Source organism: Kitasatospora sp. UYEF31, assembly GCF_057291755.1.
In genome coordinates this window covers 1-23,337 of sequence record NZ_JBXAWK010000038.1, presented here as the reverse complement: position 1 = coordinate 23,337, position 23,337 = coordinate 1, and the positions used below count along the sequence as shown (strand labels likewise).

22 protein-coding genes are annotated in these 23,337 nt (G+C 69.9%); 10 read left to right on the top strand and 12 right to left on the bottom strand.

Annotated features, from left to right (window positions below; genetic code table 11):
* Nucleotides 1-181: 181 nt before the first annotated feature.
* The 3 genes from ilvD to AC0Z36_RS19145 form a co-directional block, all read right to left on the bottom strand.
* Entirely contained in the window at nucleotides 182-2,026 is a 1,845-nt protein-coding gene (ilvD, locus tag AC0Z36_RS19155; RefSeq protein ID WP_485464165.1) for a dihydroxy-acid dehydratase, read from the bottom strand.
* Nucleotides 2,027-2,465: 439 nt separating this feature from the next.
* Entirely contained in the window at nucleotides 2,466-3,293 is an 828-nt protein-coding gene (locus AC0Z36_RS19150; RefSeq protein WP_485464201.1) for a sugar phosphate isomerase/epimerase family protein, read from the bottom strand.
* A gap of 237 nt (nucleotides 3,294-3,530) precedes the next feature.
* Entirely contained in the window at nucleotides 3,531-4,469 is a 939-nt protein-coding gene (locus tag AC0Z36_RS19145; protein ID WP_485464164.1) for a Ppx/GppA family phosphatase, read from the bottom strand.
* Nucleotides 4,470-4,652: 183 nt separating this feature from the next.
* Here AC0Z36_RS19145 and AC0Z36_RS19140 point away from each other — a divergent pair, with 183 nt between their 5' ends.
* Nucleotides 4,653-5,405 carry a DUF3109 family protein gene (locus tag AC0Z36_RS19140; RefSeq protein WP_485464163.1) on the top strand — a complete coding sequence of 251 codons (753 nt, stop codon included), beginning with the start codon at nucleotides 4,653-4,655 and terminating at the stop codon, nucleotides 5,403-5,405.
* 31 nt (nucleotides 5,406-5,436) lie between these two features.
* Here AC0Z36_RS19140 and AC0Z36_RS19135 read toward each other — a convergent pair whose 3' ends face one another.
* Together AC0Z36_RS19135 and AC0Z36_RS19130 are read right to left on the bottom strand one after the other, a co-directional pair.
* Nucleotides 5,437-7,236, bottom strand: a complete 1,800-nt coding sequence (locus AC0Z36_RS19135; protein WP_485464162.1) for a hypothetical protein — start codon at nucleotides 7,234-7,236, stop codon at nucleotides 5,437-5,439.
* 103 nt (nucleotides 7,237-7,339) lie between these two features.
* The gene (locus AC0Z36_RS19130) at nucleotides 7,340-7,732 is read right to left on the bottom strand and encodes a hypothetical protein (protein ID WP_485464161.1); all 393 of its coding nucleotides are present in this window, start codon (nucleotides 7,730-7,732) and stop codon (nucleotides 7,340-7,342) included.
* Between the two features lie 198 nt (nucleotides 7,733-7,930).
* On the opposite strand from AC0Z36_RS19130, the gene radA reads away from it, so the two are divergent.
* On the top strand, nucleotides 7,931-9,313 hold the full coding sequence (gene radA / locus AC0Z36_RS19125) for a DNA repair protein RadA (protein WP_485464160.1): 1,383 nt from the start codon (nucleotides 7,931-7,933) through the stop codon (nucleotides 9,311-9,313).
* Between the two features lie 248 nt (nucleotides 9,314-9,561).
* The gene (gene disA, locus AC0Z36_RS19120) at nucleotides 9,562-10,668 is read left to right on the top strand and encodes a DNA integrity scanning diadenylate cyclase DisA (protein WP_485464159.1); all 1,107 of its coding nucleotides are present in this window, start codon (nucleotides 9,562-9,564) and stop codon (nucleotides 10,666-10,668) included.
* An 80-nt stretch (nucleotides 10,669-10,748) separates the two neighbouring features.
* Here disA and AC0Z36_RS19115 read toward each other — a convergent pair whose 3' ends face one another.
* A complete protein-coding gene (locus tag AC0Z36_RS19115) occupies nucleotides 10,749-11,663 on the bottom strand; it encodes a hypothetical protein (protein ID WP_485464158.1) in 915 nt (304 codons plus the stop codon).
* Between the two features lie 203 nt (nucleotides 11,664-11,866).
* Between AC0Z36_RS19115 and AC0Z36_RS19110 the strand changes: the two genes are divergently transcribed.
* Both AC0Z36_RS19110 and AC0Z36_RS19105 read left to right on the top strand, forming a co-directional pair.
* Nucleotides 11,867-12,757: an HhH-GPD family protein gene (locus AC0Z36_RS19110; RefSeq protein WP_485464157.1), complete on the top strand. Its 891-nt coding sequence runs from the start codon at nucleotides 11,867-11,869 to the stop codon at nucleotides 12,755-12,757.
* Between the two features lie 44 nt (nucleotides 12,758-12,801).
* Nucleotides 12,802-13,689, top strand: coding sequence for a sterol desaturase family protein (locus AC0Z36_RS19105; RefSeq protein ID WP_485464156.1), 888 nt, complete (start codon nucleotides 12,802-12,804; stop codon nucleotides 13,687-13,689).
* Nucleotides 13,690-13,844: 155 nt separating this feature from the next.
* Here AC0Z36_RS19105 and AC0Z36_RS19100 read toward each other — a convergent pair whose 3' ends face one another.
* The 4 genes from AC0Z36_RS19100 to AC0Z36_RS19085 all read right to left on the bottom strand — a co-directional run bounded on the left by AC0Z36_RS19100 (nucleotide 13,845) and on the right by AC0Z36_RS19085 (nucleotide 16,463).
* Complete coding sequence (locus tag AC0Z36_RS19100) at nucleotides 13,845-14,213, bottom strand: fic family toxin-antitoxin system, toxin component (protein WP_485464155.1); 369 nt, start codon at nucleotides 14,211-14,213, stop codon at nucleotides 13,845-13,847.
* A 7-nt stretch (nucleotides 14,214-14,220) separates the two neighbouring features.
* Complete coding sequence (locus tag AC0Z36_RS19095; protein WP_485464154.1) at nucleotides 14,221-14,448, bottom strand: hypothetical protein; 228 nt, start codon at nucleotides 14,446-14,448, stop codon at nucleotides 14,221-14,223.
* A gap of 106 nt (nucleotides 14,449-14,554) precedes the next feature.
* Nucleotides 14,555-15,595 carry an NAD(P)-dependent alcohol dehydrogenase gene (locus AC0Z36_RS19090; RefSeq protein WP_485464200.1) on the bottom strand — a complete coding sequence of 347 codons (1,041 nt, stop codon included), beginning with the start codon at nucleotides 15,593-15,595 and terminating at the stop codon, nucleotides 14,555-14,557.
* Nucleotides 15,596-15,749: 154 nt separating this feature from the next.
* Nucleotides 15,750-16,463, bottom strand: a complete 714-nt coding sequence (locus AC0Z36_RS19085) for a TetR/AcrR family transcriptional regulator (protein ID WP_485464153.1) — start codon at nucleotides 16,461-16,463, stop codon at nucleotides 15,750-15,752.
* Nucleotides 16,464-16,590: 127 nt separating this feature from the next.
* On the opposite strand from AC0Z36_RS19085, the gene AC0Z36_RS19080 reads away from it, so the two are divergent.
* Nucleotides 16,591-18,729: an MMPL family transporter gene (locus AC0Z36_RS19080; protein ID WP_485464152.1), complete on the top strand. Its 2,139-nt coding sequence runs from the start codon at nucleotides 16,591-16,593 to the stop codon at nucleotides 18,727-18,729.
* Nucleotides 18,730-18,830: 101 nt separating this feature from the next.
* Here the strand turns inward: AC0Z36_RS19080 and AC0Z36_RS19075 are convergent, their stop codons facing one another.
* Nucleotides 18,831-19,205: a tetratricopeptide repeat protein gene (locus AC0Z36_RS19075; RefSeq protein ID WP_485464151.1), complete on the bottom strand. Its 375-nt coding sequence runs from the start codon at nucleotides 19,203-19,205 to the stop codon at nucleotides 18,831-18,833.
* Between the two features lie 181 nt (nucleotides 19,206-19,386).
* On the opposite strand from AC0Z36_RS19075, the gene AC0Z36_RS19070 reads away from it, so the two are divergent.
* From AC0Z36_RS19070 to AC0Z36_RS19060, 3 genes are all read left to right on the top strand, one after another.
* Nucleotides 19,387-20,382: a pirin family protein gene (locus tag AC0Z36_RS19070; RefSeq protein ID WP_485464150.1), complete on the top strand. Its 996-nt coding sequence runs from the start codon at nucleotides 19,387-19,389 to the stop codon at nucleotides 20,380-20,382.
* 269 nt (nucleotides 20,383-20,651) lie between these two features.
* Nucleotides 20,652-21,149, top strand: a complete 498-nt coding sequence (locus AC0Z36_RS19065; RefSeq protein WP_485464149.1) for a ParB/RepB/Spo0J family partition protein — start codon at nucleotides 20,652-20,654, stop codon at nucleotides 21,147-21,149.
* Nucleotides 21,101-21,718, top strand: coding sequence for a helix-turn-helix domain-containing protein (locus tag AC0Z36_RS19060; RefSeq protein WP_485464148.1), 618 nt, complete (start codon nucleotides 21,101-21,103; stop codon nucleotides 21,716-21,718). Before AC0Z36_RS19065 ends, AC0Z36_RS19060 begins: the two co-directional genes overlap by 49 nt.
* Before the next feature lie 298 nt (nucleotides 21,719-22,016).
* Here AC0Z36_RS19060 and AC0Z36_RS19055 read toward each other — a convergent pair whose 3' ends face one another.
* Nucleotides 22,017-22,469, bottom strand: coding sequence for an IS66 family transposase (locus AC0Z36_RS19055; RefSeq protein WP_485464147.1), 453 nt, complete (start codon nucleotides 22,467-22,469; stop codon nucleotides 22,017-22,019).
* Between the two features lie 416 nt (nucleotides 22,470-22,885).
* Here AC0Z36_RS19055 and AC0Z36_RS19050 point away from each other — a divergent pair.
* Nucleotides 22,886-23,337, top strand: a 452-nt coding sequence (locus AC0Z36_RS19050; RefSeq protein ID WP_485464146.1) for a transposase domain-containing protein, incomplete at its 3' end; no start/stop codon positions are given.

Here is a 23,337-nt window from a genome sequence, read left to right as displayed (position 1 = left end):
TGGGAACGGCTGCCCCGGGAGGGCCGCCGTCCGGCGGAACAGCAGGTCAGGCGGGCGTCCGGACGCGTTCCTCCGCAGGCTTCGGGACGGTCGGGGCGGTCGGGGCGTGCCGACACGCAGAAGGGCGGTCCCGCTGCTGCGGGACCGCCCTTCGCGCAACCGCCCTGTCGGGCGAACAGCTTTACTCGAACAGCGACTTGTCGCGCACCGCACCCTTGTCCGCACTGGTTGCCATGAACGCGTAAGCCTTCAGCGCCGTGCTGACCTCGCGGTCACGGTCGACCGGTTTGTACCGCCCGGCCAGCGTCTCGCGGCGCTCGTGCAGTTCCTCGAAGGACACGTCCAGGTTGATGGTGCGGCCCGGGATGTCGATCGAAATCGTGTCACCGTCCTTGACCAGCGCGATGGTGCCGCCGGAGGCCGCCTCCGGCGAGACGTGGCCGATGGACAGCCCCGACGTGCCGCCGGAGAACCGGCCGTCGGTGATCAACGCGCACTTGGCGCCGAGACCCAGGCCCTTGAGGAAGGAGGTCGGGTAGAGCATCTCCTGCATACCCGGGCCGCCCTTGGGGCCTTCGTACCGGACGACGACGACGTCGCCCGCCTTGACCCGCTTGCTGAGGATCGCTTCGACGGCGGCCTCCTGCGACTCCACGACCAGGGCCGGCCCGGAGAAGGTCCAGATGGACTCGTCCACGCCGGCCGTCTTCACGACGCAGCCGTCCTCGGCGAGGTTGCCGTAGAGGACCGCGAGGCCGCCGTCCTTGCTGTACGCGTTGGCGACGTCGCGGATGCAGCCGTCGACCTGGTTGGTGTCCAGCGTCTCCCAGCGCTCCGACTGGGAGAAGGCCAAGGACGAACGCACGCAGCCAGGGGCCGCGTGGAACATCTCCACCGCCTCCGGGGACGGTGAGCCGCCGCGGATGTCCCAGGTCTTCAGCCACTCGGTGAGCGTGTCGGTGTGCACCGACGTGACGTCCTCGTTGAGCAGCCCGCCGCGGTGGAGTTCACCGAGGATGGCGGGGATTCCGCCCGCCCGGTGGATGTCCTCCATGTGGTACGGCGAGTTGTTCGGCGCGGACTTCGACAGGCACGGCACCTTGCGGGACAGCTGGTCGATGTCCTGCATGCCGAAGTCCAACTCGGCCTCCTGCGCGGCGGCGAGCAGGTGGAGGATCGTGTTGGTCGAGCCGCCCATCGCGATGTCCAGGGACATGGCGTTCTCGAACGCCGCCCGGTTCGCGATGCTGCGCGGCAGCATCGACGCGTCGTCCTGGTCGTAGTAGCGGTGGGTGATCTCGACGATCGTGCGGCCGGCCGCTTCGTACAGCGCCTTGCGGGCGGTGTGCGTTGCCAGCACCGAGCCGTTGCCCGGCAGCGCCAGGCCCAGGGCCTCGGCGAGGCAGTTCATCGAGTTCGCGGTGAACATGCCGGAGCACGAGCCGCAGGTGGGGCAGGCGGCCTCTTCGATGCGCTCCAGGTCCTCGTCGCTGACGTCCGCGTTGGCCGAGTCGGAGATCGCGGTGATCAGGTCGAGGTTGGACCGGACCGTGCCGTCGACCAGCGTCGTCTTCCCGGCCTCCATCGGACCGCCGGACACGAACACGACGGGGATGTTCAGGCGCAGCGCGGCCATGAGCATGCCCGGCGTGATCTTGTCGCAGTTTGAGATGGCGACGATCGCGTCGGCCTGGTGCGCGTTGACCATGTACTCGACACCGTCGGCGATCAGCTCACGGGAGGGCAGCGAGTAGAGCATGCCGCTGTGGCCCATGGCGATGCCGTCGTCCACCGCGATGGTGTTGAACTCGCGGGGGATGCCGCCGGCCGCTTTGATCGCCGCGGAGACGATCCGGCCGACGGGGGCGAGGTGGGTGTGGCCCGGTACGAACTCGGTGAAACTGTTGGCGACCGCGATGATCGGCTTCCCGAAGTCCTCGCGGTCGACACCGGCGGCGCGCAGGAGTGCCCGCGCCCCCGCCATGTTCCGACCGTGGGTGACCGTCCGCGACCTCAGCTGTGGCATCGCGATCAAGCCTTTCGTTCGATACGGGCTCCTGCGGAGCTTTCCCGCGAGCTTACGTCCGTACGGAATTCACCGAGCCCCGTGTCCAGGATGCGACCCGCCGGGAGCCCCGCCCCAGGCGGCGAGGTCGCGCAGCACCCCAGCCAGCACCACCACCACGAGGCGAGGGCGCGCAGCGCCCCGAGCGCGCCCGGAGGGCGCGGCTTGACCGGGCGACGCGCGGGCGCCGAACGGCCCCGGAGCGCAGCGACGGGGACGTGAGGAAAACGCCCGCGCTTGGAGCCCGGCAAAAAACAGCGAAGGCGCGCAGCGTCCCGAGCGCGCCCGGAGGGCGCGGCCCGACCGGGCGACGCGCGGGCGCCGAACGGCCCCGGAGCGCAGCGACGGGGACGTGAGGAAAACGCCCGCGCTTGGAGCCCGGCTTATAAGAGGAGCCCGGCTAAATAGAGCCCGGCATCAGCGCAGCGAGATGCAGCCTCGTGAACGCCAGCGCCTCGGCCAGGTCAGCCTCGCGTTCCGCGCGGCTCTCGGCCTTGCGGGTGTTGACCTCCAGGACCACCGTGCCGTCGAAGGCGTTCTGCGCGAGCTGTTCGAGCAGTTGCGCGCACGGCTGGTCGCCGCGGCCCGGGATCAGATGTTCGTCCTTCATGGAGCCGCTGCCGTCCGCCAGGTGGATGTGCGCGAGCCGGTCGCCCATCCGCCCGGCCATGGCCATCGCGTCGATCCGCGAGGTGGAGGTGTGTGAGAGGTCGAGGGTGAAGTGCCGGAAGTCTTCCTCGGACGGGTCCCAGTCCGGGGCGTACGCGGCGATCTCTTTCTCCCGGTAGCGCCACGGGTACATGTTCTCGACAGCGAAGCGCACGTCGGTCTCGTCGGCCATCCGCTGGATGCCGCGGATGAAGTCCCTGGAGTAAGCGCGCTGCCAGCGGAACGGCGGGTGCACGACGACAGTGTCGGCGCCCAGGCGCTCGGCGGCGTTGCGGGCGCGTACGAGCTTGGACCACGGGTCGGTGCCCCACACCCGCTGGGTGATCAGCAAGCACGGCGCGTGGATCGCGAGCACGGGTATTCCGTACTGGTCGGAAAGCCTGCGCAGCGCCTCGATGTCCTGACTGACCGGATCGGTCCACACCATCACCTCAAGGCCGTCGTAGCCCAGGCGCGCGGCGATCTCGAAGGCGTACTCGGTGTTCTCGGGGTAGACCGAGGCGGTGGACAGTGCGATCTTCGCGTCCGGCACGTGCAGGACGGCGTTCGGTTCCAGGATCGTGTGCGGCACCGGCTCCCGTACTGAATCGAAGGCGGGTGCCGGCGGGGCGGAGTTCTCAGGGTCGGCCACGACGCCCAGCGTAGGGCGGATAACCAGGAAACGAGAGTGATCGGATCAGAACATCCGATCGAAGTGCGGCTTGCCCACGGTCAGTGACGCCGGGCGGAGTCCGGCAGCGTGGCCGGACCGCAGGCGTCCGCGAGGAACGGGCGAACGACGTGGGGCGCGGTCCGGTCACGCCATGGGCATGGCGAGCCGGTCCAGGCGGCGCAGGATCACGCCTTCGCGCAGCGCCCAGGGGCAGATCTCCAGCTCCGGGACGTCGAACAGGTCGAGGGCTGCGTCCGCGACGACCGCCCCGGCGACCAACTGCCTGGCCCGGCCCGGGGAGACGCCGGGCAGGGCCGCGCGTTCGGCCGTGGTCATCGTGGCAAGGCGGGGCAGCCAGCGGACAATCCCGTCGCGGGTCAGGACCCGTTTGGTGAAGGGCCCTTCACCGCTCGCCGAGGCACCGGCGATCCTGGCCAACTGCTTGAAGGTCTTGGAGGTGGCCACGATGTGGTCCGGGCGGCCGAGGCGGCTGAAGTCGGCGACCGTACGGGCGATCTCGGCGCGGACGTGCTTGCGCAGCGCGCGCAGTTCCCCGAGGTCCGGCGGGTCGCCGTGCAGCCAGCCGCGGGTGAGCCTGCCCGCGCCCAGCGGCAGCGACACCGCGGCGTCAGGCTGCTCGTCGATGCCGGCCGCGACCTCCAGGGAGCCGCCGCCGATGTCGAGGACCAGGAGCCGCCCCGACGACCAGCCGAACCAGCGGCGGACCGCCAGGAAGGTCAGCCGCGCTTCGTCGGCGCCGGTGAGCACCCGCAGGTCGACGCCGGTCTCCCGGCGGATCCGGGCGATGACGGCCTCACCGTTGCTCGCTTCGCGGATCGCCGAGGTCGCGAACGGCAGCAGGTCCTCGACGCCCTTGTCCTCGGCGACCTGGAGGGCCGCGGCGATGGTCTCCAGGAGGAGGTCGACGCCTTCGACGGCGATACTCCCGTCGTCTTCGAGGAGTTCGGCCAGCCGCAACTCGGTCTTGTGCGAGTAAGCAGGGTTGGGCCGCGCGCCCGGATGGGCGTCGACCACAAGCAGGTGGACCGTATTGGAGCCCACATCAAGAACACCGAGTCGCATGGAATGACGGTATCCCCCGGCAACGGGTGCGTCCTGGGGTCCCCCCACTCCTGAGCCCACTGCTCCACGAAGCCACGCCTGCGGGTCTTCGTTCGTGCCTCACGGACCCTTCGGCCGTCGCCTTCGCTACGCGTGCGGCCCGTCGCGGGGCCGTACGGGCGTACGGGCCTTACTCTTGGCGACGTGCCTGAGGTAGATCTGAATTTCCCGCGCGCCTGGTTGGAGTTCACCGACCCGGCCGACGCCGAGCAAGTCTTCCGTTGTGACCTGACGTGGCTGACGTCCCGTTGGACGTGCGTCTTCGGGCAGGGCTGTCAGGGCATCGAGCCGGGCCGGGCGGACGACGGCTGCTGCACCCTCGGCGCGCACTTCTCCGATGACGACGACGAGCGTCGGGTTGTCGCGTGGTCGGGTCAACTGACGCCGGAGACCTGGCAGTTCCACGGTCTTGGTACGGCCGAGGGGATCGTCGAGGTCAACGAGGACGGCGAGCGGCAGACCCGGTTGGTCGACGGGGCCTGTGTGTTCCTTAACCGGCCCGGATTCAAGGGCGGCGAGGGCTGCTCACTGCACGGGCTGGCGCTGCGGATCGGCCGGCACCCGCTGGAGACCAAGCCGGACGTGTGCTGGCAGCTGCCGATCCGCCGGACGTACGACTGGGTGGACCGCCCGGACGAGACGCGGTACCTCCAGGTCACCATCGGCGAGTACGACCGACGCGCGTGGGGCCCCGGCGGACACGATCTGAACTGGTGGTGCACCGGGGCGACCGAGGCCCACGTCGGGCCCGACCCGGTGTACGTGAGCTACGCGCCGGAGTTGCGCGCGGTCATGGGTGACGCCGCCTACGACGAACTGGCGCGGTCCTGCGCCGAGCGGGAGTCGTGGCGCGGACGCCCCAACCTGCTGGCCCCGCACCCGGCGGACCAGCCGTAGACCTCCTCCGGTAACCCGTTCAGCGGCCCGTTCACCCGCTCTTGCTGGGTGCTGGGCTGGGCGACGGCGAGCCTGATTCCGTCGGCGGTGTCGACGGATCCTCCGAGTGGCCTTCGATGGTGACCACCGAACCGCCCGGGGTGATCCGCACCTCGGCGTTCCAGTCGCCTCGGGGTGTGCGACCGCTGTCCACGGTCACTTCAATGGTGGCGACGGCACCGGCGGCGAGTGTGCCGGAGCGCACATCGAGCCGCAGCCAGCTCGCGCCCGTGGTGGCCGTCCAGTCGACCGGGACCTGGCCGGCGTTCCGCAGGGTGATGACCGTGCGGTCCGGGCTGTGCCGCACGTCCACCAGCGGTGGGACCGGTTGCGGCGGCTGCGGATCCGCCGACGGGGTCGCGGGGCCCACCGGGACCGGCCCGCCGGGGGCCGGTGCGCCCTGTGTCCCGGGAACTGCCTGGGGTACGCCGGGCACGGCCACCGTCGCGGTGTCCGGGTGTCCGCCGGGCGGACCACCCCGCTCGCCCTCGCCGCTGCTGCCACTGCTGCGACTGCCACCACCGGCACTGGACTGGGCCACCACCGGGCGCGGCAGCGTGCTCCCCGGGCCCTGGGAGGCACGGATCGCGTCACCCGGCAGCCCGGTGGTCACCCGCGCGTTGGAGATGACGGTGCCGGCCTGGACAGTGCCTCCGTCCCGCCCGAGGGACGCCTTCCACAGGGCCGTCGCGGGGGCCGCCACCAAGACGGCCACCACCGCCACCGCGATCAGGGTCGCCCGGCGGCGGCTGCGCTGCTTGGCGAACGGGTCGCGGAACACCGGGAACCCGGAGCGGTCGAAGTCCTGGACCCGGCGGCCTGACTCAGCCGGACGCGACGCGGAACGCCCCCGGCCCACGTCGGCGAGCACGGTCGCGCGCAGGTTCGGCGGCGGGTCGACCAGCGGCAGCACGGTGGGTGCGGCGGCGGCCCCGGTGGTCGGCGCGAGCCGGGTCGCGGCTAGACGGACGTGCGGACCGCACACCGCGCAGACGGCCGTGTGTTCGAGCAGTCGCCCGCGACGCAGCGTGGTCAGCCGCGCCGAGGCCGCTTCCCGGCCCTCGGGGCAGGCTTTGGCGGCCTGGCCGCCGTCGACGGCCGCCCGGGTCCGGTCCACCTCAGCGCCGGCCTGGTGGAGCGCGCGGCGGGCTTCGGGCTCGTCGATCCCGAAGACCGCGGCGAGGCCGCGGGCGTCCAGGCCGTGGCGGACCGACAGTTCCAGGGCCTCCCGCTGCTGCGGATCCAGGCCGACGGCCTCGGGCCAGGCCAGCGCCGCCAGGTCGGCCGAGCCGGTGTCGTCGTCCTCGACGGCGGGGACTGCCGAACGGCGCGGGGCCCGCACGGGCCGGTCCTGGACACCTGCGGACGAGTCGAGGCGGACCAGGCATTCGTACCTGGCCAGGGCGTACAGCCACGGCTTGAGCAGATCGAGGTCCGGGAGCCGGCCGATGTGCCGGTCGGCGAGCACGAAGGTGTTGCGCAGCGCTTCGGCAGCCGCGTGTTGGTCGCGCAGGACGCAAAGGCAGTAGGTGTAGAGCCCCCGGGCGAACGCGTCGTAGGCGGCCCGGCCCCAGGAGAGCGCGCTGACCGCCGCCTTGTCCGCGGTCTTGTCTGTGGTCCTGTCTGTGGTCCTGTCTGTGGTCCTGTCTGTGGTCTTGTCTGCGCTCTTGTCCGGATTCTTGTCCGCCGGGGCGCCCGCCCGGTCCGTCGGGCCGGCCGCCGCCTTCAGCTCAGTCGCGCCCGTTCTGGCCGCCGTCAGCCCTGCCGCCGTGTCCGCCACCGAGTCCGTCACGGCCCAGACGGTAGGTGGCGTGCGGCCGCCACCTCACGCGGTTTTCACTTTCATACTTCTTTCGGGGCCGACAATCAGCCTTTCGGGTGAAGTTGAAGGAGTCTCAGGGATGTGCGGCAGCCGGACGGTACGGGGCGCACTCCGGACATGAACCGATGTGCAGCGACGCAGGAGTGCGCAGCATCGGGCTGAAGGGCGCGGCCGGGTCGGCGTACAGCTCCGGCAGGAGCATGGCGAGTTCGCCGCAGGCCTGCTCCGGGTGGAACGCCACCGCGTACACCGCCAGGCACTCCGCCAGTTGGAGCTGACCGCGGGCCAGCAGTCTGGCCGTGCGTCTGGTGGTCCAGCGCATCCCCTGCAGCGGTTCGGGAGCGCCGCGTACGGCCTGCTCCAGGATGGGCCGCACCGCGCGGTCGACGCCGTGCAGCGCGAGTTCCGTCAGCGCGTCGATGTCCCCGCCGGGCACGGGCCCGGCATCCGTCCCCACATTCACCATGCGCCCCCTCGACCCACGCACCCCCCGGCGCGTACGGCCACTCACGGTAGGACGACTGTCACACCGGTGCCATGGTTTCGGGCGTACTGGGCCGGATCCTTCTGTTCCTTCCCGGACGAACAGCCTGTCGGCGGCGAGAAGCAGCGTCGGACACCGGCTCGATAGGCACTGTCGGTGCGGCCCGGTACGGTTCGCGGCATGGCCCGTGTCACCGCCAAATCCTCCAAGAACACTCCGAGCTACCGCTGCACCGAGTGCGGATTCGGGGTGCCCAAATGGCTGGGCCGCTGCCCGGAGTGCCACGCGTGGGGGACGGTCGAGGAGATCGGCGGCGCCCGCCTGCGCACTGTGGCCGCCGGTCCGGTGACCGCTCCGGCCATACCCATCCCGCAGGTGAACGTGGAGTCGGCGACCGCCCGGCCGACCGGGGTGGACGAGCTCGACCGCGTCCTCGGCGGCGGCCTGGTGCCCGGCGCGGTGGTGCTGCTCGCCGGTGAACCCGGGGTGGGCAAGTCGACGCTGCTCCTCGACGTCGCGGCGAAGTTCGCCCGGCCCGGGTCGAAGACGCTCTACATCACGGGTGAGGAGTCGGCCTCCCAGGTGCGGCTGCGGGCCGGGCGCATCGGTGCCCTGAACGACGAGCTCTACCTGGCGGCGGAGACCGACCTGGGGGCCGCCCTGGGGCACCTCGACCAGGTCCAGCCCGCGCTCCTGGTGGTCGACTCGGTGCAGACGATCTCATCGGCCGGGATCGACGGCGCCCCGGGCGGTCCGTCGCAGATCCGCGAGGTGGCGGGCGCGCTCATCCAGGCGGCCAAGACCCGGAACATCGCCACGATCCTGGTCGGCCACGTCACCAAGGACGGCTCCATCGCCGGTCCCCGGCTGCTTGAGCACCTGGTCGACGTGGTGCTGCACTTCGAGGGCGACCGGCACGCCAGGCTGCGGCTCGTACGGGCCATCAAGAACCGGTACGGAACGGCCGACGAGGTCGGCTGCTTCGAACTGCACGACACCGGCATCACCGGCCTCGCCGACCCCAGCGGGCTGTTCCTGACCCGGCGGGCCGAGCCGGTGTCCGGCACCTGCGTCACCGTCACGCTTGAGGGCAAGCGTCCGCTGGTCGCCGAAGTGCAGGCACTGGTCGCACCGTCCCAGATGCCCACACCGCGCCGGGGCACCTCCGGGCTCGACCCGGCCAGGATCGCCATGGTCCTGGCCGTCCTGGAGCGGCGCGGCGGCGTCCGGCTGGACAAGACCGAGATCTACACCGCGACCGTGGGCGGTGTGAAGCTCACCGAGCCGGCCGCCGACCTGGCCGCCGCGCTGGCCCTCGCCGGGGCCGCGGCCGACCTGCCGCTGCCGTCCACCCTCATCGCGGTGGGCGAGGTGGGTCTGGCCGGCGAGGTCCGCCGGGTCGTCGGCGTCCAGCGCAGGCTCGCCGAGGCCTTCCGCCTCGGCTTCACCCACGCGTTGGTCCCGCCCGACCCGGGGAAGGTCCCCACGGGCATGAAGGTGACGGAAGTCGCCGACATCCGTGAGGCGCTGAGGGCCTTCTCCCTTGTGAAGAAGCGGGGCTGAGGAGTCGGCGGTCCAGAGGCCGCGTGCCGGAATGACCCCGCCGGGGCGCGCGCCGGGCAGGTTTTCCCGTACGGTCGGACAGGGCGGTTTCCAGTCGCTGTCCGTCGACCGCCCGAATCGGGCGGTGGCGGAAGGCACTAGACTTTTGCCTCGATCTTCCGAGGTGGCGCCAGTGCCGAACGCGGGCGGCACGATTCCGTGCCGGACGACGCTGCGAGCCGAGGATCGCGACGACCACGGGGAGTTCTGTGGCTACCAATGAGCGAGGCGAACGTGGCGCGGGGCAGGACAGCCAACTAAGGGCGGCCCTGCTTGCCGTCGCCCCGGGCACCGCACTGCGCGACGGCCTGGAACGCATCCTGCGCGGGAACACCGGCGGGCTGATCGTCCTGGGCTTCGACAAGCTCGTGGAGTCCTTGTCCACCGGCGGGTTCGTCCTTGACGTCGAGTTCTCCGCGACCCGGCTGCGCGAGCTGTGCAAGCTCGACGGCGGTGTGGTTGTGGACAAGGACCTGACCAAGATCCTGCGGGCGGGGGTGCAGCTCGTCCCGGACTCCGCCATTCCGACGGAGGAGACCGGGACGCGCCACCGTACGGCCGAGCGGATGAACAAACAGACTGGTTTCCCGGTCGTGTCCGTGAGCCAGTCGATGCGGCTGATCGCGCTGTACGTCAACGGCCGCCGGCACGTCCTGGAGGACTCCGCGGCGATCCTGTCGCGGGCGAACCAGGCCCTGGCGACGCTGGAGCGCTACAAGCTGCGCCTCGACGAGGTGTCCGGCACGCTGTCCGCGCTGGAGATCGAGGACCTGGTCACCGTCCGGGACGTGTGCGCGGTGTCGCAGCGCCTGGAGATGGTCCGGCTGATCGCCGGCGAGATCGCCGGCTACGTCACCGAGCTGGGCACCGACGGCCGACTGCTCACGCTTCAGCTCGACGAGCTGATCGCGGGCGTCGACCCGGACCGCGGTCTGGTGGCCCGTGACTACATCCCCGAGCGGGCCCTGCGCAAGGGCCGCACCGAGGCCGATGTGCTGTCCGAGCTGGACGCCCTGACCCACAGTGAGCTGCTCGACCTGCACACGGTCGCCCGCGCGCTCGGCTTCACCGGCGGTCCGGAGAACCTGGACACCGCCGTCAGCCCGCGCGGCTACCGGCTGCTCGCCAAGGTGCCCCGGCTCCCACCGGTGGTCATCGAGCGTCTGGTGGAGCACTTCGGCGGCCTGCAGAAGCTGCTCGCCGCGAGTGTGGACGACCTCCAGGCGGTGGACGGCGTCGGCGAGACGCGGGCCCGCAGCGTGCGCGAGGGCCTGTCTCGTCTGGCGGAGTCTTCAATCCTTGAGCGTTACGTGTAACAGGTACGTGTAAGCGAGTACGTGAAAGGCGCCCCGCCCGTTAGTCCGGGTGGGGCGCCTTTCACGTGGTCGTTCCGGTGTCAGGACACCGTGAACTTGAATTCGTTCGAGGCCCATTCGACGCCGTTGACCGACCCCTTGACGATGAACAGCGCACCGGAGGCCGGGCGGTCGAGCTGCGGAACCTGGCCGGTGCACTGGCCCGGGTTGCTGCGGTTCCACGTCCAGGACCAGGTGAGGGACTTCGAGGCCCCCGGATCCAGACGGGTGAACACGTTGGCGTCCTGCTTACAGTCCGCCGAGTTCCAGATCCGGTCCTGGCCCGAGGCGATCTCGACTCTGGTCGACTTCTGCGACAGGTCGATCGCACAGGCCTGGGTGCTGGTGTTCGTCAACGTCAGCTTCAGCGGCACCTGGTCACCGACCTTGAACCGACTGTCCTGCGCGTGGCCTTCGCTGATCAGCGTGAGTTTCAGCGCGGGACTGTTGCAGAACGGCAGTCCGGCCGCGGCCGAGTCGACGTTCGCGCCGCCGCTCTGGCCGCCCTTGTCGCCCGCGGCACCGCCGATGGTCCCGTTGCCCGTACCGGTGTTGGCACCGCCGCCCGCGGAGCCGTCGGCACCGGGGACACCGCTGGTCCCGGCCGCCGCACCGGTGCCGTTGCCGGCTGCCGTGCCGCCGCCGGCCGCTGTGCCGGGCGTTCCCGGTGTGCCTCCGGGCGCGGTCGCACCCCCGTTGGTGCCGGCGGGCGGGAGGACTCCCCCTGGCGGGGCAGAGCTCTGGCCGGGAGTGATCGGGCCCGGTTTCGGCGAAGCCGATCCGCTCGGCTTGGCTGACTTGTTGCCGGAAGTCGTCTTGTTCCCCGAGTCGTCATCCGGCCACAGCCAAACGACCAGCGCGATGAGCAGCGCTAGTGCGATGAGCAGCACAAGGACCCGCCGCCGCCAGTAGATCGACGGGGGCAGATGACCCACAGGGTTGCGCATGGCGTCCACGGAGCCGACTTTAAAGAGATCGTTACGCCGTACGGTGGAGCCGCGCCGTGTCGCAGGTCGGAAATTCTGATGAATTCGTCTGCGCAGGCCAGCGCGCCGATGCCGGGACCCGACAAACCGCCACACACCTCCCCGCGTCGCGGTCAATCACTCGATCGAGTGAATCCGGACCCGGCGCTTGCGCATGGGAGGATCGGAGCGCCATGCCTCATGCTCTGAACACCCCGATCCTCGCCTGGTACTCCACCAGTGCCCGCGACCTGCCCTGGCGACGTTCCGACGCCACCCCGTGGGGCGTCATGGTCAGCGAATTCATGCTCCAGCAGACGCCGGTCACCCGGGTCCTGACGCCGTGGGCGCAGTGGCTGGAGCGCTGGCCCACCCCGGCTGACCTGGCCGCCGAACCGCCCGGTGCGGCTGTCCGCGCGTGGGGTCGCCTCGGCTACCCGCGCCGCGCGCTGCGGCTGCACGGCGCGGCTGTGGCGATCACGAACGAGCACGGGGGCGACGTGCCGACGGACCACGCCGAGCTGCTCGCGCTGCCCGGGGTCGGTGAGTACACCGCCGCGGCCGTGGCCTCCTTCGCCTTCGGGCAGCGGCACGCGGTCCTCGACACCAACGTGCGGCGGGTCATCGCACGCACGGTCGACGGGGTTGAACACCCGCCACAGTCCACCACCGCGGCTGAACGCCGTACTGCCGTCGGGCTCATGCCACTGGACGCCGAGTCGGCCGCGACCTGGGCGGTGGCCGTCATGGAGTTGGGTGCCATCGTCTGCACGGCCCGCGCCCCGCTGTGCGGGGGGTGTCCTGTCTCCGCGCGGTGTGCGTGGCAGCTCGCTGGAAAACCTCCTTATGCGGGTCCACCGCGCAAGGGCCAAACGTACGCCGGGACTGATCGTCAGGTGCGCGGGAAGCTGCTCGCCGTGCTGCGGGACGCCCCCGGGTCTGTTCCCCAGGCGGACCTCGACGCCGTCTGGCCCGAGCCCGTGCAGCGCGCCCGCGCCCTGGACGGTCTGGTGGCGGACGGCCTGGTCGAGCCGGTCGCGCAGGGTGTCTACCGACTGCCGATGTCAGCACCGGCCAAAAGCTGACCAATCTCTTCCACAAGGTAGTTACTCGCCAGTAAGGTCCGCGCATGGACCTCACAACCCTGGCGATCCCGGCTTACGCGCTGCTGATGCTCGTCGAGTGGCTGACGCACCGGCTGCGGCCGGACGAAAGCCTGCGCGGGTTCGGCGGGAAGGACACCGCGACAAGCCTGACGATGGGCCTCGGCAGTGTCGCCGCCAACCTCGGCTGGGGGCTGCTGACCGGTGTCGTGATGGTCGGGGCGTACGGATTGACTCCACTGCGGGTCGGCCACCACTGGTGGGCCTGGGGGCTGGCGGTCCTCGCGGTGGAGTTCTTCTACTACTGGGAGCACCGCGCCGGGCATGAGGTGCGGCTCCTGTGGGCCAGTCACGTCGTGCACCACAGCAGTCAGAACTACAACCTGTCGACCGCCCTGCGGCAGACCTGGACCGGGGTGCACCACTGGCTGTTCCTGCTGCCCGTCGCGCTCCTCGGCTTCGAGCCGGAGATGATCGCGACGGCGTACGCGGTGAACCTGCTCTACCAGTTCTGGATCCACACCGAGCGGATCGGTACGCTCTGGCGGCCGGTCGAGTTCGTGTTCAACACCCCGTCGCACCACCGGGTGCACCACGGGACGAACCCGCAGTACCTCGACCGCAACTACGGTGGCATCCTCATCGTCTGGGACCGGATGTTCGGCAGTTTCGAGCCGGAGGACGAGCAGCCGCTGTACGGACTGACGAAGAACCTCAGCACGCACAACCCGCTGCGGGTGGCCTTCCACGAGTACGCGTCGATCGCTCGCGACGTGCGTGCCGCACACGGTTGGAAAGAGCCCTTCGGCCGGGTCTTCCGCGGCCCCGGCTGGCAGCCGGCCACCACGCGGACATCCCCCGCACCGCCCTCGGAGGCCACCGCGTGTTTGCCCGCCTCGCATCCAGCGGTCTGAACCGCGCCGTCCGCCACGCGCCGCGGTCGCGTACGACAAAACTCCTGCTCGGCACGTTCGCCGCGGTGGGAGCGGTGGACGTGGTCCTGGCCGCGGTCGACCCGGAGCGGACCGGCCGCGCCGCCCTTACGTCTCAGGGACAGTCAGAGGTTGGGTCAACCACTCCAGCCCGTCAACGCCCGGGCGATCTCTTTCGCTCCGTCCGCACCGGACCGCACTGAGGCCAACAGCGCAGCCGCATCCTTCGGGTCTGGATCAATTCGTACGCCGTTGGCCTGGAGAAAAGCCCGAGCGGCGGTGAAGGCGAACAGCGCGTTGCTGTGTTCAAGCGGCTTGAGCAACACCAGGGTCTGGAGCAGCGCTGCCGCCTTCAGCCCGGCTGAGCAGTACACCTCCATACCGAAGACTTCAGCTTCGGTGCGTTGCGCTGCGATCACGACGACGCCGAAGTCCTCGACGGCCGGATCTCCCGGAAGTTCCTCGGCGAGCCACAGCAGCTGCCGGAAATCGAGATGGTGGGTCATCGCCGGGTCACCGCTTGCGGTTGGTCTGGTCCCAATTAGCGTCCACGTCGGCCAGTTCCCGGCCGTACTCGCTTATGGTCTGCTGCGCGGCTTCGCGGAAGCGGTCGTTGAAGTCATCCCGCCGAAGAGTTTCCGTGACGTAGTCCTGGACGGTCTGACCACACGCGGCAGCGCGCTCCTTGACCATCTCCAGGTCCTCGCTGTCGAGGCGGACGCTGAGCATCTTGTTGGCCATACCACCATGCTGGCACATTGCCAGCAATGCCGGGAGCGCTTCAGCCCGGATGACGGCGAAGGGGCCTTCAGTGAAGCTGAAGGCCCCTTCGCGCAACGCGTAAGGATCAGCCGTTCGGCAGGATGACCGCGCGCCCGTTGATCCTGCCGTGGTGCAGGCGGTCGTAGACCTCGACGGCCTGGTCGATGCCGTACGTCTCGACGTGCGAGGTGACCGCGCCGCGGCGGGCCAGTTCGATGAGCTCGATCAGCTCCGCGCGGGTGCCCCAGTACGGCGTGGTGACCGAGCACTCGTACGGGACGAGGCCGAAGCCGACCGGCAGCGCTCCCCCGCCGATGCCGACGATCGTCAGGTCGCTTTCCACCGCGGCGCACTTGGCGGCGAGCTCCACGGTGGGCTGGACACCGGCGAAGTCGAGGACCAGCTGGGCGCCCAGGCCGCCGGTGGCCGCGCGGACGAGACCGGCCGCCTTGTCGTCGGACTTGAACGCGAGGTGCGCACCGACCTCGCGGGCCAGGTCCAGCTTCTCGTCGGACACGTCGATCGCGATGACCTGCGCCGGGGACATGGCCCGGAGCAGCTGGACCGCGATGTGGCCGAGGCCGCCCGCACCGATGACCACAGCGGTGCTGCCGGCGGTCAGCTTGTCCAGGGACCGCTTGATCGCGTGGTACGGCGTGAGCCCGGCGTCGGTGAGCGGCACGGTCTGGACCGGGTCGAGGTCGCCGATCGGCACGAGGTGGCGTGCGTCGTCCACGAGGACGTACTCGGCGATGGCGCCGGGAGCGCCCAGGCCGGGCGGGCGGATGCCCAGTTCGGCGGCGCGGGTGCAGTAGTTCTCCTTGCCCTGCGCGCAGAAGTGGCAGGTGCCGCAGCCCCACGGGCCGTAGACGATGACGGCGGTGCCGAGCTCCAGCCCGGTGACGCCCTCGCCGAGCGCGGCGACCGTCCCGGCGCCCTCGTGGCCGAGCGTGAGCGGCTCAGTGAGCCCGAAGGCGGCCATCGGCTGGCTCATGATGAAGATGTCCGAGTGGCACACCCCCGCCGCGGTGACCTTGAGCAGGACCTGCCCGGGACCGGGCGTGGGTACGGGGATCTCGCGGATCTCCACCGGCTTGCCGTGCTCGACGTACTGGACTGCCTTCATGGTGGCGACTGTCATGACGTTGGCCTCCTCGCGGGGCCGGCGGTTGAGTCCGTCGGACCGAAAAATCCTTACTTGCATGAACTATTGCATCGTACATCTTTTATCCGACATTCCGGCCTGCCCACGATCCCCGCGGTCACCGGGTCCCGCAGCTTCAGAGTCCTGCGGAAAAAATCTCCAGCGCCCGGTTCAGCAGCACGTCACGGGCCTCGCCGGGCAGCTGCGACAGACCCGTGTCGAGCAGCAGACAGGCCAGGCCGTGCATCAGGCCCCACGCGACGACATCGCTGTACGGGCGGCGCTCGACAGGCAGCCTGCCGCACTTCACGAGATCGTCGAGGGCGTTCGCCATCAGGGCGTACGCATCGTCCTCCAGCCCCACCTCAAGGGCCGCGTCCGCACCGGCCGCGTGCAGATCGACCACGACCGAAGGGGCGGGCGGCACCAGGACCGCCCCGTCGCCCTTGTGATGCTGGAAAACCGTACGGAACAGCCCGGGTTCGGCCAGTGCGAAGTTCACATAGCCGTAGCCGGCCGCCCGGATCCGCCGCAGCGCGTCCTCGCACAGGTCGCCGCCACCACCGAGCGGCGTCAGCTCGGCGCGCATCCGTGCGGCGAGCAGCTTCAGGCCGCGCTTCTTGACCGCGAGGACAAGCTCCTGGTGGTTGGCGAAATGCCGGTAGGCGGCGGTCGAGGACACCCCCACCTGCCGGGCCGCCTCACGCAGCACGATCGCCCCGGGGCCACCCTCCCGCGCCTGTCCGACCGCCACCTCAAGGAGCGCGTTGCGCAGGTCCCCGTGGTGGTAGCCGGCCCGCCCATGACCTTGCGTTGCCGCACCCACGTCTTCGCCTCCGGAATTGTTCATCTCATGCATGTTGACAGCGTGAACATGTGATGCCAAGTTACCAATGCCAACATTGTTTGCAGCGTAAACATTTGATCACTGTGCCGAAGTCCCCGTCACCGGTCCTTACGGAAGCAGGTCGACCACCATGCTCGAACGCCTCGGAGAGTTCGTCTTCCGCCGCGCCCGCACCGTGCTCGTCGTCGCGGTCGTCGCCTTCATCGCCGCCGCGGCACTCGGGCTCGGCGCCTTCGGAAAACTCAAGTCCGAGGGCTTCGACGATCCGGATTCCGGCTCCAGCAAAGCCGGTTCCATCCTGGACAAGCAGTTCGGCGACCGGACGAACCTCGTCATCAACGTACGCGCCAAGGACGGCACAGCCGACTCGCCCGCGGTAGCGGACATCGGCCGCCGAATCACCGAATCACTCAACACGGAGGACGGCTTCGGCAACGCGGCCTCCTACTGGACCACCGGCTCGCCGTCCCTCAAGTCCACCGACGGCCGCAGCGGCCTGATCGTCACTCACGCACCGGACGAAACAGCCGAGTTGCCCGAGAAGACCGCCGCTATCGCCAAGGACGCCCCGGTCACGGTGCGCGTGGGAGGCAACGCGGCCATCGGCCCGGAGATCACCGCACAGGTCGGCAAAAGCCTCGCCATCGCCGAATCCATCGCCGTTCCGATCACCCTGCTGCTGCTCGTGTTCGCCTTCGGCAGCATCGTGGCGGCGCTGATCCCGCTGGCCATCGGATTCGTCGCCATCATCGGCACGTTCGCCGAACTCTTCGTACTCGGCAGCCTGACCGACGTCTCCATCTTCTCAATCAACCTGACCACCGCGCTCGGGCTCGGCCTGGCCATCGACTACGCCCTGCTGATCGTGGCCCGGCACCGCGAACTGCGGCACAACGGACTGGACTTGCACGATGCCGTCGTCGGGACAGTGCGTACGGCCGGCAAGACCATCGTCTTCTCCGCCACCACCGTCGCCGCGGCGCTCGCCGTCCTGCTCGTCTTCCCGATGTACTTCCTGCGGTCCTTCGCGTACGCCGGGATCGGGGTCGTGGCGATCTCCGCGATCGCAGCCCTGTTCATCGCCCCCGCACTGCTGACCGTTCTCGGCCCGAAGGCCGACGGCGGCCGGATCCGCGGAATCCGCGGTGTGACCGGGGCTGAGGCGCCACTGTGGAGCAAACTGGGCGCTGCCGTGAAACGCCGCCCCGCGCTGATCGCACTGCCGGTCCTCGCCGTCCTGCTCCTGGCCGCTTCCCCGCTGCTCGGCGTCAAGTTCGGCACACCCGACGACCGGGTCCTGCCCACCAGCACCGCCGTCCGCCAGGTCGGCGACGCACTGCGGGACGACTACACGGCCGACAACGCCAACGCGCTCACCGTCGTCGCCACCGGTCCCAACGCTTCACAGCCACTGACTCCGTACGCTCAGAAGCTGTCCACCGTGCCCGGCGTCGCCCGCGTCGACAGCGCCGCCGGAAGCTTCGCCGACGGACATTCGGTGCCTGCGCCGCCCGCCGCCGACATGGTCCGCCCCGAGGCCCAATTCCTTTATGTGACCGGCTCGTTCGAGCCACGCTCGGACAAGGCCCAGAATCTCGTACGGGAACTCCGCAAGATCCAGGCCCCCGACCGGGTGCGGACCTACGTCGGCGGCGGTGACGCCGACCTCGTCGACACCAAACACGCGATCGGCTCGCGGATCCCGCTGGCCATCGGCCTGATCGCGCTGACCACCTTCATCATCCTGTTCCTGTTCACCGGCAGCATCGTCCAGCCGCTGCGCGCCCTGCTGTCCAACGGCCTGAGCATCGCCGCCGCGATGGGCGTCACCGTCTGGGTGTTCCAGGACGGCCACTTGAGCGGACTGCTCGGCTTCACACCGCTGCCGATGGACACCTCGATGACGGTGCTGCTGTTCTGCGTCGCCCTCGGCCTGTCCATGGACTACGAGGTCTTCGTGATCAGTCGGATCAAGGAACTGCACGACGCCGGCGACCCGGAGCCCGTCACCCGGGGCCTGGCCCGTACGGGTCGCATCGTGACCACCGCGGCCGCGCTGCTCGCGGTCACCTTCGTGGCCCTCATGACCAGCACGGTCAGTTTCCTCCAGCTGTTCGGTCTGGGCGCGGCACTTGCGATCCTGCTCGACGCGACGCTGGTGCGCGGGATCCTCGTCCCGGCGGCGATGGCAGTGCTCGGCAAGTGGGCCTGGTACGCGCCGAGTTCGATGAAGAAGGCGTACGAGAAGGTCGGCGTCAGCGAAAGCTGAGGCACCCGACGGCCGAAGGGTCGAACAGCCGAAGGGGCCTCCGGTTTCCCGGAGGCCCCTTCGGCCGTACTTGACCGGACTACCCCTTCGGCCGTGACCGACTACTCCTTGGGCGCGTACCGCGCCGCCGCCAGGACGTAGTCCACGTCCGGGTTCATCGCCGCCGCGAGGCGGAAGTACGGCCCGGACTCGTCCGGCCGGCCGGCCCGCTCCAGGGTGCGGCCCAACGCGTGCAGCGCCCACGCGTCGTTCGGGTCGAGCTCGATGACGCGCCGCAGCGCCGTCTCGGCCTTCGCCAGCTGGATCGTGATGAAGTAGGCCCGCGCGGTCAGCAGCAGCACGGCGACGTTGTCCTGCTCCTGGTCGAGGACCGGCTCAAGGATCTGCAGGGCGGCACGCGGGTCGCGCGCTTCCACCAGTTCCTGGGCCCAGCGGAAGTTCTCCGGCGTCATCCCCGTGGTGTTGATCGCGTTCATGGCCTTCCTCCTCTTGGAGGCCACCTTGCGGCGGCCGTACTGGGATAACCATGTCCGCGTCCGATCTGTTCCACCGGGCCCAGTGGACGACAGGCGCGCACCTTCTGGAATAGTTCACGCATCAACTACTGTTGACGCAAACAACTGGCCGGTCCGGCCAAGCTTCCGGAAGGAGCACGTCATGCCCGCGGCAACCGTGAACAACCTCCTGCTTCTCCCCCGTCTCGGGCGCCCCCTGCCGGATGCGGCCCAGCGGCCGGTCACCAAGGTCGTCACCGCCACCCAGAAGATGGAAGGCGCGGGATTCCTCGTACGCCGCCCGCTCGGCGGCGGCGTGGGCGACCAGACCCTCGGCGACCCCTTCCTCATGATCGACCACCTCGGCGCGGTCGACTACGCGCCAGGCGAGGCCAAGGGCGCTCCGTGGCACCCGCACCGCGGCTTCGAAACGGTCACCTACCTGATCGACGGCACGATGGTGCACCACGACTCGCACGGCGGCGGCGGGACCATCGACGACGGCGGTACGCAGTGGATGACGGCCGGGTCCGGCATCCTGCACGACGAACTGCCCACCGAAGAACTCGTCGTCAAGGGCGGCCTGTTCCACGGCTTCCAGATCTGGGTGAACCTGCCCAGGTCCATGAAGATGGCCGCGCCGCGGTACCAGGACCTCAAGTCGTCCGACCTGGAACTGCTCAGTTCCAACGACGGCGGCGCGCTGGTCCGGCTGATCTCCGGAGTACTCGACGGGCACCGGGGTCCCGGGTCCACGCACAGCCCGATCATCCTGGCGCACGCCTCCATCAGCGCCGGGGCCAAGCTCGACGTGCCGTGGCCGAAGGACTTCAACGCCATGGTCTACACGCTGGGCGGTTCAGGCCGGGTGGGCCCGGAGGGGCGCCCGGTCACCGAGGGGCAGCTGGCCCACTTCGGCCCGGGTGACTCGATCACCGTGACCGCGGACGGCAATCCGTCCGGCCCCGGCGACACCCAGGAAGTGCTGCTGCTCGGGGGACTGCCGATCCGCGAGCCGATCACGCAGTACGGACCTTTCGTGATGAACACCAAGGCGGAGATCAACCAGGCGGTGGAGGACTACCAGGCCGGGAAGATGGGCTCGATCCCGGCGCACCACCTGAACGCGGACGGGACGGACACCCGCCCGGGCACGTGATGCGGTGAACGAACAGAAAGCGGGCGTACGGGATTTCCGTACGCCCGCTTTTTCGTGCCCGGACATTTGGTGACGCTCCCTGACGATCCGGCGGCGGTGCGTGGCCGGGGAACCGCCCAGGACGCGGAACCTCAAAGAAAACCTTCGCGAAGGTATGTAAATTGACTAGAGTCGATCCGCCCGGTCCGGCGCTGTGCCAGGCATGCATGTCCACAGTCGATAACTACTCCCGACCTGACCAGACTTAGCATTCACGTCCACGGGGCCGAATGAGCATCCAGACCTTGACCCAGGTTCCAGCAGTCCCGAAGCGCCACGAGGAGGGGCCACTGCGTGAGGGCGCCCACCCTGTGCTCTCCGCGGTGGAACTCGTGCAGGTGCAGGCGCTCCAGCCAGCCGACACGCCGCGCACCGGAGGCGAGGACAGCGGGCACACCCGGCTGCTCGCCCAGTCGGAGGCCGTGCTGCCGCCCATCATCGCGCACCGGCCCACGATGCAGGTGGTGGACGGGATGCACAGGCTGCGCGCGGCGATCGAGCGCGGCGAGGAGGTGATCCGGGTCCGCTTCTTCGACGGTCCCCGGCAGGACGCCTTCCTCATCGCGGTGCGTGAGAACACCGCACACGGCCTTCCCCTCTCCCTGGGCGACCGCACGTCCGCCGCCGCGCGCATCGTCCAGTCGCACGGGCACTGGTCTCGCACCGCGCGGTCGCCGAAGTGGCCGGGCTGTCCGCCAGAACCGTCGGCAAGATCCGCCGGACGGTGACCGCCCCGGAGGTGCGGCCCGAAGCCCGGCTGGGGCTGGACGGACGGGCTCGGCCGGTGAACAGCGCCCAGGGACGAGCGCTGGCCGCCCGGCTGATCTCGGAGACACCCGGTGCCTCGCTGCGGCAGATCGCCAAGCTGTCCGGCGTCTCCCCCGGCACGGTGCGCGACGTGCGCGCCCGGCTGCTCCGCGGGGACGACCCGGTCCCGGACACGGTGCGCCGAGCCGGGAACCCGGCGCGATGCTCCGGGGCGGGCTGGGCCCCGGAACACGGCGAGCGGACCAATGCGGCGCTTGGGAAGCCCGCCCAGGATCAGGTGCGGCCCGTGGGGCACACCGCTGACCCCAGCGCGACGCTCGCCTCACTCCTGAAGGACCCTTCCCTCAAATACGTCGAAAACGGCCGGACCCTGTTGCGCCTGCTGAGCGCGAACACGCTTTCCGCGCACCACTGGGAAGAAATTATCGACACCGTCCCCGGGCATTCCGTCGAACTGGTCAGCCGCATGGCGCATGCCCACGCCGACGCGTGGACACAGTTCGCCGAACGCCTTGAACGGAAAAGGTGAAAACAGGGCGAATCCACCTCCGCCAGTCCGATGGACCGGCGACTCGGCGAGTGATTGACCGGTCGCGCAATTGTGCAAACCCTCGGTCACCCACCGGGGATCCTCATGAAAGCGACAGAAAGATGCTGAACGGGAAAAACACCGAAGAGGCGACTTTGCGCCTCTTCGCATTCCACCACGCCGGGGGTGGCCCGTCCGCCTTCTCCGGCTGGCGCCGGGAACTGGGCCCGGAGACCGAAGTCGTGCCCGTCCGCCTGCCCGGCCGGGACCGCACCGGCGGAGTAACTATTTTGGGGTCTCAGCTGGCCGTGGGCAGCATCCACGGCCGCCCGGCGAAGAGGTCACGTAGGGCGGTCAGCGGATCGATGCCGTGCTTGCGGACCGTCGAGACGTAGGAGCGGATCCGGGCGAAGCGTCTCGCGCCGGTCAGAGTGCGCCAGCATCCGGAGACCTTCTGTTGCGCCTTGACCATTCTGAGGTCGCGTTCCGCCTGATTGTTGTCGAACGGGACGGCGAAGTCGGTCATGTACCACTGATACTCCCCGGCGCGGTCCCGCAGGCGTTCGGCCAGGGCCGGACCCCGGGACTGCGTCGATGATTTCCCGCTGCGACGACCAGATCGTCTCTCCGAGAACGTCGGAGACGAACCCTGACGGGGTGTCAAACCACAAGCCGTAGACGCTGCCAGTAACGCGCTCGACTTCGGTGAGGACGTACGCCTGCTCGCGGGATCCGAGACCGGCGAACGCACTGCGACGGCCGACCGGGGCAGCGGACAACAGCAGGTCGGCGATGTTCGCCGCGTCGGCGGACTTCGTCCCGGCGCGCAGCGGCGACCTGGCGGACCGGGCAGCCTGCACTGCCGCAGTGGGGGGAACAGGTGAAGGGGGCACAGACCATTGGCTACCGCCCGGTTCGCCCTAACGTCCCCGACGTCGACCCAAAAACAGTGGAAGGGGCGCAGAGGCCGCTCCTCCGGAGCCTCCCCGGGGGAGAAGGCTCCGACGTCAACGCGGTCCTGCGCCCCTTCCGGGGTGGGTGGCGCACACCCGTCCGAACGGCCCGGGGAAGTTCGCCCGGACGGGGCCACTACATAGGGCAATGCCGCGTAGCTTAAGTAGATCTTGATCGGCGGGGTGCCACCCGGGGTCGGTAGGGTTGCCGACCGTGGACCAACGGGTGGACGTGAGCGGCCGGTTGCCGGAGTGGATCTCGATCGGCCTGCTGGCCGGGTCCGTCCCCCGGGACGTGATCGACGACGCGGTGACCGCGTTCGGGCGGCAGGCGAAGCGGTCGGACGGGAAACTGCCGCCGCATGTGGTGGTGTACCTGGTGATGGCGCTGGCACTGTTCGCCGATGACGACTACGAGGAGGTCGTCACCCGGCTGTCGGAACCGCTGGCCCGCTGGGGCTGCTGGGATTCGGACTGGGAGACACCGACCACCAGCGCAATCACCCAGGCCCGCAAACGCCTGGGCTCCGAACCGGTCCGGGAGATCTTCGACCGGGTGGCCGTGCCGGTCGCCGACCCGCTGACGCGGGGCGCGTGGCTGGGCCACCGGCGGCTGGTGTCGGTCGACGGCATGGAGTGGGACGCCCCGGACTCGGCCGCCAACCG